This is a genomic window from Pseudomonas cedrina subsp. cedrina, assembly GCF_001983175.1.
GTDB classification, from domain to species: domain Bacteria; phylum Pseudomonadota; class Gammaproteobacteria; order Pseudomonadales; family Pseudomonadaceae; genus Aquipseudomonas; species Aquipseudomonas cedrina.
Genome location: NZ_MNPW01000001.1, coordinates 613310 through 625943, shown reverse-complemented (window position 1 = coordinate 625943; position 12634 = coordinate 613310). Strand labels below are relative to the sequence as shown.

11 protein-coding genes and 2 pseudogenes are annotated in these 12634 nt (G+C 61.8%); 8 read left to right on the top strand and 5 right to left on the bottom strand.

The window, feature by feature from the left end:
* Positions 1-22: 22 nt before the first annotated feature.
* The 3 genes from BLL36_RS02985 to BLL36_RS02975 all read left to right on the top strand — a co-directional run bounded on the left by BLL36_RS02985 (position 23) and on the right by BLL36_RS02975 (position 3569).
* Positions 23-919, top strand: coding sequence for a LysR family transcriptional regulator (locus tag BLL36_RS02985; RefSeq protein WP_076949962.1), 897 nt, complete (start codon positions 23-25; stop codon positions 917-919).
* 103 nt (positions 920-1022) lie between these two features.
* Positions 1023-1916, top strand: a complete 894-nt coding sequence (locus tag BLL36_RS02980) for an NAD-dependent epimerase/dehydratase family protein (protein WP_076949961.1) — start codon at positions 1023-1025, stop codon at positions 1914-1916.
* Positions 1917-2123: 207 nt separating this feature from the next.
* Positions 2124-3569 (top strand): SulP family inorganic anion transporter, encoded by a 1446-nt coding sequence (locus tag BLL36_RS02975; protein ID WP_076949960.1) that lies wholly within the window; start codon positions 2124-2126, stop codon positions 3567-3569.
* Here BLL36_RS02975 and BLL36_RS02970 read toward each other — a convergent pair whose 3' ends face one another.
* A complete protein-coding gene (locus tag BLL36_RS02970) occupies positions 3570-3950 on the bottom strand; it encodes a lysozyme inhibitor LprI family protein (RefSeq protein ID WP_076949959.1) in 381 nt (126 codons plus the stop codon).
* Between the two features lie 246 nt (positions 3951-4196).
* On the opposite strand from BLL36_RS02970, the gene BLL36_RS02965 reads away from it, so the two are divergent.
* Genes BLL36_RS02965 through BLL36_RS02950 form a run of 4 tightly spaced genes read left to right on the top strand, consistent with a single transcriptional unit; the run spans position 4197 to position 8296 of the window.
* Complete coding sequence (locus BLL36_RS02965) at positions 4197-5546, top strand: GntT/GntP/DsdX family permease (protein WP_197678438.1); 1350 nt, start codon at positions 4197-4199, stop codon at positions 5544-5546.
* 26 nt (positions 5547-5572) lie between these two features.
* Entirely contained in the window at positions 5573-6433 is an 861-nt protein-coding gene (locus BLL36_RS02960; protein WP_076949957.1) for a MurR/RpiR family transcriptional regulator, read from the top strand.
* A gap of 1 nt (position 6434) precedes the next feature.
* Entirely contained in the window at positions 6435-7898 is a 1464-nt protein-coding gene (locus BLL36_RS02955) for an N-acyl-D-amino-acid deacylase family protein (protein ID WP_076949956.1), read from the top strand.
* Positions 7898-8296: a glyoxalase superfamily protein gene (locus BLL36_RS02950; RefSeq protein WP_267903509.1), complete on the top strand. Its 399-nt coding sequence runs from the start codon at positions 7898-7900 to the stop codon at positions 8294-8296. The genes BLL36_RS02955 and BLL36_RS02950 overlap by 1 nt, the downstream gene beginning before the upstream one ends.
* Before the next feature lie 311 nt (positions 8297-8607).
* Here the strand turns inward: BLL36_RS02950 and BLL36_RS31600 are convergent.
* Together BLL36_RS31600 and BLL36_RS31595 are read right to left on the bottom strand one after the other, a co-directional pair.
* Positions 8608-9201, bottom strand: a pseudogene (locus tag BLL36_RS31600) (methyl-accepting chemotaxis protein); the annotation flags it as partial.
* 261 nt (positions 9202-9462) lie between these two features.
* Positions 9463-10527, bottom strand: a pseudogene (locus BLL36_RS31595) (methyl-accepting chemotaxis protein); the annotation flags it as partial.
* A gap of 654 nt (positions 10528-11181) precedes the next feature.
* On the opposite strand from BLL36_RS31595, the gene BLL36_RS02935 reads away from it, so the two are divergent.
* A complete protein-coding gene (locus BLL36_RS02935; RefSeq protein WP_076949952.1) occupies positions 11182-11799 on the top strand; it encodes an FKBP-type peptidyl-prolyl cis-trans isomerase in 618 nt (205 codons plus the stop codon).
* A 61-nt stretch (positions 11800-11860) separates the two neighbouring features.
* On the opposite strand, the gene BLL36_RS02930 is transcribed toward BLL36_RS02935, so the two are convergent.
* The gene (locus tag BLL36_RS02930; protein ID WP_017735021.1) at positions 11861-12118 is read right to left on the bottom strand and encodes a PA4570 family protein; all 258 of its coding nucleotides are present in this window, start codon (positions 12116-12118) and stop codon (positions 11861-11863) included.
* A gap of 156 nt (positions 12119-12274) precedes the next feature.
* Positions 12275-12616: a zinc ribbon domain-containing protein YjdM gene (locus BLL36_RS02925; RefSeq protein ID WP_034100559.1), complete on the bottom strand. Its 342-nt coding sequence runs from the start codon at positions 12614-12616 to the stop codon at positions 12275-12277.
* Positions 12617-12634: the final 18 nt, after the last annotated feature.

The window sequence follows — 12634 nt, the reverse complement described above, 5'->3', positions numbered from 1 at the left end:
GAACCGATAACGAGGAGCGCCCGTGAAAGCCCGATCCGATGAGCTACAGATCTTCGTCAGCGTGATCGAGTGCGGTTCGATCTCCGCAGCGGCGGAGCAGGTCGGGCAGACGCCGTCCGCGGTCAGTCGCACCTTGTCGCGCCTGGAAGCCAAGCTCGACACCACGCTGATCAACCGCACCACGCGGCGCATGGACCTGACCGAAGAGGGCAAGTACTTCTTCGAGCAGGCCAAGGCGATCCTGGCGCAAATGGATGAGCTGGAAGAACGCCTGTCGTCCCGCCAGAAAAAACCGGCCGGGCGCCTGCGCATCAATGCCGCGGTGCCGTTCATGCTGCATGGGATCGTGCCGTACATCGCCGAGTTTCGCCGCCTCTACCCCGACATTCAACTGGAGCTGAACAGCGATGACGTGATCATCGACCTGCTCGAGCAAAGCACCGATATCGCCATTCGCATCGGTGCCCTGGCCGACTCCACCCTGCATGCGCGCGCCCTTGGCTGTACGCCGCTGCATATCCTCGCCAGCCCCGACTACCTCCAGCAACACGGCACGCCGACCACGGTCGCCGAGTTGGCGGACCACACCTTGCTCGGCTTCACCCAGACCGAAACCCTCAACCATTGGCCGCTGCGTCATGTGGAAGGCGACCGCTGGCTGATCCAACCCGGCATCGCCGCGTCCAGCGGTGAAACCCTGCGCCAACTGGCGCTGGAAGGGCAGGGCATCTGCTGCCTGTCGAACTTCATGACCGCCGCCGACATTGACGCCGGGCGCCTGGTGCCGGTGCTGGAAACCTTCAACAGTGGTTATCGCCAGCCGATCCACGCGGTGTTCTACCGTAACTCGCAATTGGCGCTGCGTATCCAGTGTTTCCTGGATTTTATCCAGGCCAAGCTGGCGCGCTATGCCTGCTGATTCGTGATTCGGGCGCAAGACTGAATTGGCCGCCGGGGGCTTATTCGGCACGGGTGCGCCCTGGATACTGGACGCATCACTTACCCAGTCAGGAGAACACTCCATGAACGTATTCGTCACCGGCGCCGCAGGCTTTATCGGCGGTTCCATCGCCACCGGCCTGATCAAGGCTGGCCACACCGTCACCGGCCTGGTACGCAGCGCCGACCAAGCCGCCGAAATGACCGCCCTGGGCATCACGCCAGTGATCGGCAGCCTCGATGACGCCGCTGTGCTGACCGAACAGGCGCAAAAGGCCGATGCGGTGATCAACGCCGCGAGCAGCGACCATCGCGCTGGCGTCGAAACCCTGCTGGCGGCGCTGAAGGGGTCGAACAAACCGTTCCTGCACACCAGCGGTTCGAGCATCGTCGGCGATGCGTCGGGCGGCAAGGCCAGTGACGTCATCTACCACGAAGACAACCTGCCGGAACCGACGGCCGACAAGGCCGCTCGCGTCGCCATCGACAAGCTGATCCTGGCCGCCGCCCGGCACGGCGTGAATTCGGCGGTGATCTGCAACACGTTGATCTACGGCCACAGCCTGGGCGTGAAGCGCGACAGCGTGCAATTGCCGCGCCTGCTCAAGCAGGCGCGTAAGAGCGGGGTGGTACGCCATGTGGGCAGCGGGCAGAACATCTGGTCCAACGTGCACATTGAAGACGTGGTGGCGCTGTACCTGCTGGCACTGACCCGGAATGTGCCCGGTACGTTCTACTTCGTGGAAAGCGGCGAGGCCGCGTTTGTCGACATGACCACCGCCATCGCCGAAGCGCTGCACCTGGGTCAACCGCAGGATTGGCCATTGGCGGATGCCGAGGCCGAGTGGGGCTATGAAATGGCCAACTATGGCCTGGGTTCCAACAGCCGGGTGCGGGGCAAGCATGCGCGCGAATTGCTGGGTTGGGTGCCGAAGCGGACTTCGGTTGTGGAATGGATTCGTAACCAGATGGTGTGATGTTCGCTTGAGACCCAGGTGTTGCCATCGCAGGCAAGCCAGCTCCCACACTTGATCGCGTTCGATCAGGAAAATGCGGTCAAAATGTGGGAGCGGGCTTGCTCGCGAAGGGGGCCACTCGGTCCTTCATGTTCACCCGACACTGGCCCCACCCCGCTCAATTCCGTACCATTCCCCGCCTTATCCCCCGCATGACCCTGGTACCTCATGAACCTCACCCGTCTGCGCGCCGATGCCCTGGCCGGCCTCACCACGTCCTTTGCGTTGCTGCCCGAGTGCATCGCCTTTGCCCTGGTGGCTCACCTCAACCCGCTGATGGGGCTCTATGGCGCCTTTATCATCTGCACCCTGACCGCCTTATTCGGCGGTCGCCCCGGTATGGTCTCCGGCGCGGCAGGCTCGATGGCGGTGGTGATCGTGGCGTTGGTGGTGCAACACGGCGTGGAATATCTGCTGGCCACGGTATTGCTGGGCGGGCTGATCATGGTCGCGTTCGGCCTGCTGCGCCTGGGCAAACTGGTGCGCATGGTGCCGCATCCGGTGATGCTGGGGTTCGTCAACGGCCTGGCGATCATCATTGCGCTGGCGCAGCTGGAGCACTTCAAGAACGGCGAAAGCTGGCTCAGCGGCACGCCGCTGTACGTAATGGCCGGCCTGGTGCTGGTGACCATGGCCATCGTCTACCTGTTGCCGCGTATCACGCGCGCCGTGCCGCCCGCGCTGGTGGCGATCCTTGGCGTGGGCCTGGCGGTCTATCTGCTCGGTTTGCCGACCCGCACCCTCGGCGACATGGCCCATATCGCCGGCGGCCTGCCGACCTTTGCGTGGCCGCAGATCCCCTGGACCCTGGAAACCCTCGGCATCATCGCGCCCTACGCTTTCCTGATGGCTATGGTCGGGCTGCTGGAAACCCTGCTCACCCTGAACCTCACCGACGAAATCACCGAGACCCGTGGCTACCCCGACCGCGAAAGCGTGGCCCTGGGCGCGGCGAACATGCTGTCTGGCCTGTTCGGCGGCATGGGCGGTTGCGCGATGATCGGACAAACCGTGATCAACCTCAGCTCCGGCGGGCGCGGGCGATTCTCCGGGGTGTTTGCCGGGGTGATGATTCTGTTGTTCATCCTGTTTCTGTCACCGCTGATCGAGCGCATTCCATTGGCGGCGCTGGTCGGGGTGATGTTCGTGGTGTCGCAGCAGACCTTCGCCTGGGCGTCGTTGCGGGTGATCAACAAGGTGCCGCTCAATGATGTGCTGGTGATCATTGCGGTGACGGTGATCACCGTGTTCACCGACCTGGCCACCGCCGTGCTGTGCGGGATTGTGATTGCGGCGCTGAACTTTGCCTGGCAGCAAGCGCGCGAATTGTACGCCGATGAGCATCTGGAAGCCGATGGCAGCAAGCTCTATCGCCTGCACGGTACCTTGTTCTTTGCCTCGACCACGCCGTTCCTGAACCAATTCGACCCGGCCAACGACCCGGCTCAGGTGACGCTCGATTGCCGTCACCTGAGCTTTGTCGACTACTCGGCGATTGCCGCGCTGATGACCCTGCGCGAGCGCTACAGCAAGGCCGGCAAGCACCTGCGGGTGTTGCATCTGTCGGAGCGCTGCAAGAAGTTGCTCAAGCGTGCGCGGGTGCATCACGACTGATCAAGGCCCGACGAGGTTTTCCAACTCCTGGGCGCGTGCCTGGGTCATGTCCAGCACGCAACCGGAGCCGTTGACCTGATCGATGGTGCCGCCGGTGGCCGAACCGATGAAACCGCAATTGGCATCGCGGTACTTTATCCACAGGCGCTGCACGTCTTGCAGCTGCTGCCTGCGGTTGCCTTCCAGGGCGGCGAGAGCAGCCTTGTAGGCTTTGTTCAGGCGCGCGTCTTGCACCTTGGTCTCCTTGACGTTGCAACCGACCATGTCTGCGGTGGTGCTGGCGCCGTCCATGCATTTTTTCAGCGCCGGGTTGTCGGCTGCGGCGGCAGTGCCGCACAGGGCCAGCAGCAGGGCGCCGGCGGCGAGTGTCGTGTGTTTCATGGTCGATTTCCTGGCTTCAATGAATGTGCAGGCTAAGACTCAACCGCGCGCGGTGAGTTTCCAGCCTTGTCTGATCTTCGTGTAAGAACGCTCCCTGAATTTTCATTGACGAGCCTTGGGCGTATCCCAACGCGACAGGGCTTATCTGTGGGCGAAATTTAGTTTCATTAAAATTGAAAATACGCCTCGGTAATGATTTATGAGTTTCACAACAGATCTGACGTGACCCTTTCCGAGGAGTACCGCATGGCCGCATCACTGGGCTTCGGGCTATTGGCATACGCTGCCATCGCCATCATTGCTTTGATCGTGCTGATTGCACGTTACCGGCTCAACCCGTTTATCGTCATCACCCTGGTGTCCATCGGCCTGGCACTGACGGCCGGGATGCCGGCGGATACCATCATGGGCTCCTACGAGGCGGGCGTCGGCAAGACCCTGGGGCACATCGCCCTGGTCGTCGCGCTGGGCACCATGCTCGGCAAGATGATGGCCGAATCCGGCGGTGCCGAGCAGGTGGCGCGTACGTTGATCAACCGGTTCGGCGAGCGCAATGCCCATTGGGCGATGGTGTGCATCGCGTTCCTGGTGGGGCTGCCGCTGTTTTTTGAAGTCGGTTTTGTGTTGCTGGTGCCGATCGCCTTTACCGTGGCGCGGCGTGTGGGCGTTTCAATCTTGATGGTCGGCTTGCCGATGGTCGCCGGTTTGTCGGTGGTGCATGCGCTGGTGCCGCCGCACCCGGCGGCGATGATGGCGGTGCTGGCCTATAACGCGTCGGTGGGGCAGACGGTGCTGTATGCGATCCTGATCGGCATCCCCACGGCCATCATCGCCGGCCCCGTGTATGCCAGGTTCATCGTGCCGCGTATCCAGTTGCCGGCGCAAAACCCGCTGGAACGCCAGTTCATCGAGCGCGAGCCGCGCATCCGACTGCCCAGTTTCGCGCTGACCATGGGCACCATCCTGCTGCCGGTGGTGTTGATGATGATCGGCGGTTGGGCCAACGTGATCGCCACGCCGGGCACTGCGTTCAACCAGTTCCTGTTGTTCATCGGCAACTCGGTGATTGCGTTGCTGGTGGCGACATTGGTCAGCTTCTGGACCTTGGGTATCGCCCAGGGTTTCAACCGCGAGTCGATCCTCAAGTTCACCAATGAATGCCTGGCGCCGACGGCCAGCATTACCTTGCTGGTGGGCGCGGGCGGTGGGTTGAATCGCATCCTGGTAGACGCGGGCGTGACCAACGAAATCCTCGGCCTGGCCCATGCGTTTCATTTGTCGCCGCTGGTGATGGGGTGGCTGTTCGCCGCGCTGATGCGTATTGCCACAGGCTCGGCCACGGTTGCCATGACCACCGCGTCCGGTGTGGTGGCGCCGGTTGCCATGGGCCTGGGTTATCCACACCCGGAATTGCTGGTGCTGACGACCGGCGCGGGCTCGGTGATCTTTTCCCACGTCAACGACGGCGGCTTCTGGCTGATCAAGGAATACTTCAATATGACGGTGATCCAGACCTTCAAGACCTGGACCGTGTTGGAGACCCTGATTTCGCTGGTCGCCTTCGGCCTGACGTACGGCCTTTCACTGTTGTTATGAGCCCTGTTCTGTAACCCGGAGACCCCATGGACATCCTCTACCAGATCCGCGCCCGCCAGGCTTCCTTCAGCGCAGGGGAGGGGCGTATCGCCAGGCTGATGCTCGATGACGTGGGCTTTGCCGCGTCGGCCAGCCTGGAGGCCTTGTCCCAACGGGCCGAGGTCAGCACCGCGACCTTGTCGCGCTTTGCGCGCAGTGTCGGGTGCCGGGATTTGCGCGACTTGCGCCTGCAACTGGCCCAGGCCAGTGGCGTGGGCAGTCGCTTCCTCGACCCGGCTGGGTTGCCGGAACAGTCGGCGTTTCATCGGCAGATCCTGGGTGACATCGAGGCCACATTGCGTCAGCACTTGTCGGGCTTCAACCAGACGAGTTTCGTGGATGCAGTGAGCCTGTTGGGCAAGGCGCGGATGATTCATGCGTTCGGCATGGGCGGCCCGTCGAGCCTGTGCAGCGATGAGCTGCAAGTGCGCCTGGTGCGCCTGGGTTATCCAATTGCCGCCTGCCACGACCCGGTGATGATGCGTATCACGGCGGCGACCCTGGGCCCCGAACAGGCGCTGATCGTGTGTTCCTTGAGTGGACTTACCCCCGAACTGCTGGACGTGGTGGAGTTGGCGCGCAATTACGACGCGCGCATTCTCGCCATCACCCTGGCCGATTCGCCCTTGGCCCTGTTGGCGGATGTCTTGCTGCCATTGCAACCGGCCGAAACCAGTTTTATCTACAAACCCACGGCGGCGCGCTACGGCATGTTGCTGGCCATTGATCTGCTCGCCACCGAACTGGCGCTGGCCCTGCCGGACGCCAACCAGGAACGCCTGCGCCGGATCAAGCTGGCCCTCGACGATTATCGCGGCGGCCCCGACAGCCTGCCGCTCGGAGACTGATATGAAGTACGACACGCTGATTCGCCAGGCGCTGGTCATCGATGGCAGCAACACCCCCGGCTACCCGGCCGATGTGGGGTTGCGCGACGGGCGCATCGCAACGATCGGCGATTTGTCCACGGCCGCTGCCGAGCAAGAGATCGATGCCGCCGGCCGCGTATTGGCGCCGGGGTTCATCGATGTGCACACCCACGATGACACCGTGGTGATCCGTTACCCGCAGATGCTGCCCAAGCTCAGCCAGGGCGTCACCACGGTGATTGTCGGCAATTGCGGGATCAGCGCCTCGCCGGTGAGTTTGCAGCGTGATCCGCCAGACCCGATGAACCTGCTGGGCCAGCGTGAAGCGTTCGTGTATCCACGTTTCGCCGACTACCGCGCCGCGGTGCAAAGCGCCCACCCTGCGGTGAACGTTGCGGCCTTGATCGGCCACACGGCGTTGCGCAGCAACCACATGGACGATCTGCACCGCACCGCCACGCCGGCTGAAATCGCCGCCATGCGCGTGCAGTTACAGGAAAGCCTCGCCGCCGGCGCCCTGGGTTTATCCACAGGCCTGGCGTACGCCAGTGCGTTCAACGCCGAGACCGATGAGGTGATGCAACTGAGTGAAGAGCTGACGGCCTTCGGCGCGGTGTACACCACCCATTTGCGCAGCGAATTCGAGCCGGTTCTGGAAGCGATGGACGAAGCCTTCCAGATCGGTCGGCATGCCCAGGCGCCGGTGATCATTTCCCACCTCAAGTGCGCGGGCGCGGGAAACTGGGGGCGCAGTCCGCAACTGCTGGCATCCCTGGAACGGGCGGCGAAAACCCACCCGGTGGGCTGCGACTGTTATCCCTATGCCGCCAGTTCTTCGACCCTGGACCTCAAGCAAGTCACCGATGCGTTCCGTATCACCATCACTTGGTCGACGCCGCACCCGGACATGGGCGGGCGCGACTTGCAGGCTATCGCCGGCGACTGGAACGTTTCGCTGATGGAGGCAGCGCGTCGGCTACAACCGGCGGGGGCGGTGTATTACGGGATGGACGAAGCGGATGTACGGCGCATCCTGGCGCATCCCTTGTCGATGGTGGGTTCCGATGGGTTGCCTGAGGATCCGTTTCCGCATCCGCGTTTGTGGGGCGCGTTTCCACGGGTGCTGGGGCACTTCAGTCGCGATGTCGGGTTGTTCCCGTTGCATACCGCTGTGCACAAAATGACCGGCCTGTCGGCGGCGCGTTTTGGCCTGGCGCAGCGAGGCGAAATTCGCGAAGGGTACTGGGCGGACCTGGTTTTGTTCGACCCTCTGCGCGTGCGCGATGTGGCGGATTTCAAGGAACCGCAGCGTGCGGCAGAGGGCATTGACGGGGTGTGGGTCAATGGCGTGCTGAGCTACCGCGACGGGCAGGCCAATGGTCAGCGGCCGGGCCGGTTCCTGGCACGCAGCGGGGATTTGCGTGGCGGGTTTTCGTATTTATAGTGGGCGTTCTTACATACGGAGCGGTTGCCATGCACTTAGGAAAAGTCACCCCCATCCTGCGGATTTTCGACGAGACCAAAGCGTTGGAATTCTACGTCGACTTTCTCGGGTTCAAGGTCGATTGGCAGCATCGGTTCGAGGCGAACTATCCGCTGTATCTGCAGGTGTCGTTGGGTGAGTGCGTGCTGCATTTGTCCGAGCACCATGGCGATGCGTCGCCGGGCGCGGCGGTGCGGATCCAGGCGCCAGGCGTGGACGCGTATCAGCAGCAATTGCTGGGTAAAGATTACCGTTATGCCAAGCCTGAGGTTGAAGCAACGCCGTGGGGCTCGCGTGAGATGAGCGTCAAGGATCCGTTTGGCAATCGGGTGGTGTTTGTCGAGGAAGGTGAGGGCTGAGGGGTAATTTGCGGGCAATAAAAAACCGCCTTTAAATAGGCGGTTTTTTGCAACACCGGTTAGTGGCCGGGGTTGCGAGCTTCATCGGAAGCCATGACCAGCGTCCCAAGGCTCACGTGTTCCGGTAAGTGCGCTGGAGGTAAGGCCCAACTCACGGAGGGCCGAGTATGTCTAAGTTTGCCTGTGGCGAGGGAGCTTGCTCCCGTTGGAGTGCGCAGCGCTCCCAGGATTTTGGGGCCGCTACGCAGCCCAACGGGAGCAAGCTCCCTCGCCACAGTGAATCTCCTTCGCCCCATTGAATGCGCCGGTCGTTACACCCGGAAATGACTGACCATCTGCTGCAACTGGCTGCCCAGGCGCGCCAGTTCCACACTCGACTTGGCCGTCTCGTCACTGGCCGTGGCGGTCTGCTCGGACACATCACGCACGTTCACAATGCTGCGGCTGATCTCTTCGGCCACGGCGCTTTGTTGCTCGGCGGCGGCGGCGATCTGCTGGTTCATCGATTGGATATTGGACACGGTACGCGTGATGTTTTCCAGCGACACACCGGCCTTGCGCGTCAGTTCGACGCTGCTGTCGGTGAGGCTGCGGCTGTTGTTCATCACGTTGGCCACTTGCTGGGTGCCGTTCTGCAAACCGGCGACCAGGCCTTCGATTTCTTCGGTGGATTTCTGCGTGCGCTGGGCCAGGCCACGCACTTCGTCGGCCACGACGGCAAACCCACGGCCGGCTTCACCGGCTCGCGCCGCTTCAATCGCCGCGTTGAGTGCCAGCAGGTTGGTTTGCTCGGCCACGGCCTTGATCACGTCCATGACGCTGCCGATCTTGTTGCTCTCTTGTTGCAGGTGCGCCATGGCGTCGGTGGAGCGCGCCACTTCAGCGGCCAGGCGTTCGATCTGGGCGATGGCTTCAGCCACCACTTTGTCGCCTGCGCGGGCTTGGCCATCGGCGTCGGCGGCGGCCAGCGAAGCCTGTTCGGCGTTGCGCGCCACTTCCTGCACGGTGGCGGTCATTTCGTGCATGGCCGTGGCGACCTGATCGGTCTCGATCTTCTGGCTGTTTACGCCGGCGCTGGTCTGCTCTGTGACGGCCGACAGCTCTTCGGCGGCGCTGGCGATCTGGGTCACGCCGTCACGAATACCGCTGATCAACTCACGCAAGGTGGTGCCCATGCGCTGGATGCCTTGTTGCAGCACGCCCAGTTCGTCGCGACGGGTGACCTGGATGGTATGGCTCAGATCGCCCGAGGCAATGCGATCGACCACGGCCAGGGTTTCCTGCAGCGGGCGGGTGATCTGGCGGGTGATGACCCATGCGGCGATGACACCGACCAATAGGGCCAGCAGGGTGCTGATCAGTTGCAGGCTACGGGCCTGCGCGCTTTCGATATCACGGCGTTCCAGCTGGATGTCGTAGAGCTTGTCGCTGAGGGTCACGATGTCGGTGCCCTGGGTGGTCATTTCGGCGCGGGCGCTGACTATGTTGGCATTGGCGGCCTTGTAGTTCTGCACCGCAGTGCGATAGGCGCCAAGGGCTGTTTCCAGGGAGGCCAGCGCGTTTTGCTGGCTGGCGCCAAACACGGCGCCGAGGCCCTTAAGGCCGTTGATGGCTTTTTCAATCTGGGCGGCGGCTTGCGCTTCGGTGTCTGCGTTGACATTGGCGATGTAGCCGCGCACTTCATAGCGGGCCATCAGGAATTCTTCTTTGGCGTGGGTCACCGCCTGGAACTGCGCGAAGCGCTCCGGGCTGTCGGCCATCTGCTGCACGCTGGCGTCCAGCGCATTGATCTGAGTATTGGCGATCTCGGCCTTGTCACCCATCACCTGGCGCGCGGCGTTGCCATTACGGTAGGCCTCACGCATTTTGTTCAGCGACTGTTGATAGGCGGTGATGAGGGCCTTTTGCTGGTTGAGCAGCTTGAGGTTTTCCGGGCTCTTGAAGCTGTCGAGCAGCTTCTGCTGCTGGGCGGAGAAGACGTCCAGATTGGTCTGTACGTTCTGTGCCACGGTTTCGTCGCCATTGGCCAGCATATACTGCAGGCGCACGACGCGCAGTTTGGTCAGCGAGGCATTAAGCTGGGTGATGTCGCTCATCCAATTGCTGCGGTCGATCAGGCCCCCCAGGCTGGTCCAGCCGGTGAAGGCCAGGATCGAGGTGAGAACCAGCACCAAGCCAAAGCCCAGGCCGAGTTTGAGGTTGACGCTGATGTTGCCGAACCAGCTGTTCATTACTATGCCTCCAGGCACGCAGTCGATTTGTTTTCTGGAGCTGGAAGTTTTTGTTTTTGATGCCAGCAAAGGTGTACGTCCGTATCGGCCGCAAACCCTTGAGCTGTAGTTTTTTTTACTTGCGCAGGCGCGTCCCGACGGATGGGGGAAATTGCCTCCTGGTGGAGGCAATCGTCGAGGTTGCCGTTACACGGGGGTCAGGTCTATGTCGTACCTGAGTGCCTGGATCAGCGTGTCCTGCGACAAGAATTGCATCCCAGCGGTCGATGAAAAAGCGTCCGGTGGCATCTATCTGGAGGGGCGTGGAGACAATTGAGAACCTGGTTCAGGCGTTCCAACTCCATGAATTCATCAGGTTTGGCCTGGGCCCTGATTGGGCCGCCCTGCAACAGGTAATCGCTGATCTGCCCCAGATCGTTGCGTATTTCTTCGAACGTCGGGGGGCGATCAAGTGGGGTTGGGATCATTCTGAAGCTCCGTGATGTTTGGGAGCTTCAGCTTGTCGCCCGGCACCTGGGGCTCGGTAGTAGATACGTAGTTGCCGGCGCGGTGGCTCATCAAGCGCGGGCATGTGTGCTAGTCTGCTGGCCCTTTTAGTTCTGGGCGGCACGCAAAACAATGGTTTTCGTACCCGCCCTACAGCGGAGCCATTTGATGTCCGAAGTCAATCTGTCCACCGACGAAACCCGCGTCAGCTACGGTATTGGCCGTCAACTGGGCGACCAACTGCGCGATAACCCGCCGCCTGGCGTGAGCCTGGACGCGATCCTTGCCGGCCTGACCGACGCGTTCGCCGGCAAGCCAAGCCGTGTTGACCAGGAGCAAATGGCAGCCAGCTTCAAAGTGATTCGCGAAATCATGCAAGCCGAAGCGGCTGCCAAGGCTGAAGCCGCTGCCGGTGCCGGCCTGGCCTTCCTGGCTGAAAACGCCAAGCGCGATGGCATCACCACTCTGGCGTCCGGCCTGCAATTCGAAGTGTTGACCGCAGGTACAGGCGCCAAGCCAAGCCGCGAAGACCAGGTACGTACCCACTACCATGGCACCCTGATCGACGGCACTGTGTTCGACAGTTCCTACGATCGTGGCCAGCCTGCGGAATTCCCGGTGGGCGGCGTGATCGCCGGCTGGACCGAAGCCCTGCAACTGATGAATGCCGGCAGCAAATGGCGCCTGTACGTGCCGAGCGAACTGGCCTACGGCGCTCAAGGCGTTGGCAGCATCCCGCCGCACAGCGTTCTGGTGTTCGACGTCGAGCTGCTCGACGTTCTGTAAAATTTGCTGATGCGCCCGGTTCTATGTGGGAGCCGGGTGCATTCAGGTTTTGCGCGGTTGCTCATGGATGAAACTTGCCATGCAGCTCCGTCGCCGGGCGCAACGCCCGGGCATAGCAGAACAGAAACAGATTGCGCACCACCTCCTTCAGCACTCCCGGTTCACTTGAACTCAAGCCATTCACGTCCAGGTCGCCCTGGTCCTGCAGTTCGTTCAGCGCTTCTTCTTCCAGCACCGCACAGACTTCACCGGTTTCCCGATGCAGGATTCGCAGGTAGGGGTGTGGACGGTCCAGCCAGGCATCTATCAAATAAGTCATGGGTATTCTCCTTGATCGGTTTCAATGAGAATAATTCTTATTCGTAGAATAGCAAGTGCCTATTGGCGGTTTATGGTTTTTTCTGGATGGACAGTGCGTTCGATCAAGGAGAGGGCGAAACGCCATCCCGCGGCGGGCGCGGGATGGAGGCAAGGTTCAGACTTTGCGCACGAACTCGGACTTGAGCTTCATCGGGCCGATCCCGTCGATCTTGCAATCGATATCGTGGTCGCCATCGCACAGGCGGATGTTCTTGACCTTGGTGCCGACCTTCACGACCAGTGAGGTGCCCTTGACCTTGAGGTCCTTGATCACGGTGATGGTGTCGCCGTCCTGCAGGACATTGCCCACAGAGTCTTTCTTGACGGTTTCATCGCCGGCCGCTTCGGTCTCGCCGTTGGCGGACCATTCATGGGCGCATTCCGGGCAGATCAGCTGGGTGCCGTCTTCGTAGGTGAATTCGGAATTGCATTTCGGGCAGGGTGGCAACGTGCTCACTAAAGCTCCTTGGGAGTC

Bases quoted from the DNA above. Each gene is read 5' to 3' on its own strand.
- BLL36_RS02980 (WP_076949961.1), top strand. From the start codon at position 1,023: ATGAACGTATTCGTCACCGGCGCCGCAGGCTTTATCGGCGGTTCCATC.
- BLL36_RS02975 (WP_076949960.1), top strand. From the start codon at position 2,124: ATGAACCTCACCCGTCTGCGCGCCGATGCCCTGGCCGGCCTCACCACG.
- BLL36_RS02970 (WP_076949959.1), bottom strand. From the start codon at position 3,950: ATGAAACACACGACACTCGCCGCCGGCGCCCTGCTGCTGGCCCTGTGC.
- BLL36_RS02965 (WP_197678438.1), top strand. From the start codon at position 4,197: ATGGCCGCATCACTGGGCTTCGGGCTATTGGCATACGCTGCCATCGCC.
- BLL36_RS02960 (WP_076949957.1), top strand. From the start codon at position 5,573: ATGGACATCCTCTACCAGATCCGCGCCCGCCAGGCTTCCTTCAGCGCA.
- BLL36_RS02955 (WP_076949956.1), top strand. From the start codon at position 6,435: ATGAAGTACGACACGCTGATTCGCCAGGCGCTGGTCATCGATGGCAGC.
- BLL36_RS02935 (WP_076949952.1), top strand. From the start codon at position 11,182: ATGTCCGAAGTCAATCTGTCCACCGACGAAACCCGCGTCAGCTACGGT.
- BLL36_RS02930 (WP_017735021.1), bottom strand. From the start codon at position 12,118: ATGACTTATTTGATAGATGCCTGGCTGGACCGTCCACACCCCTACCTG.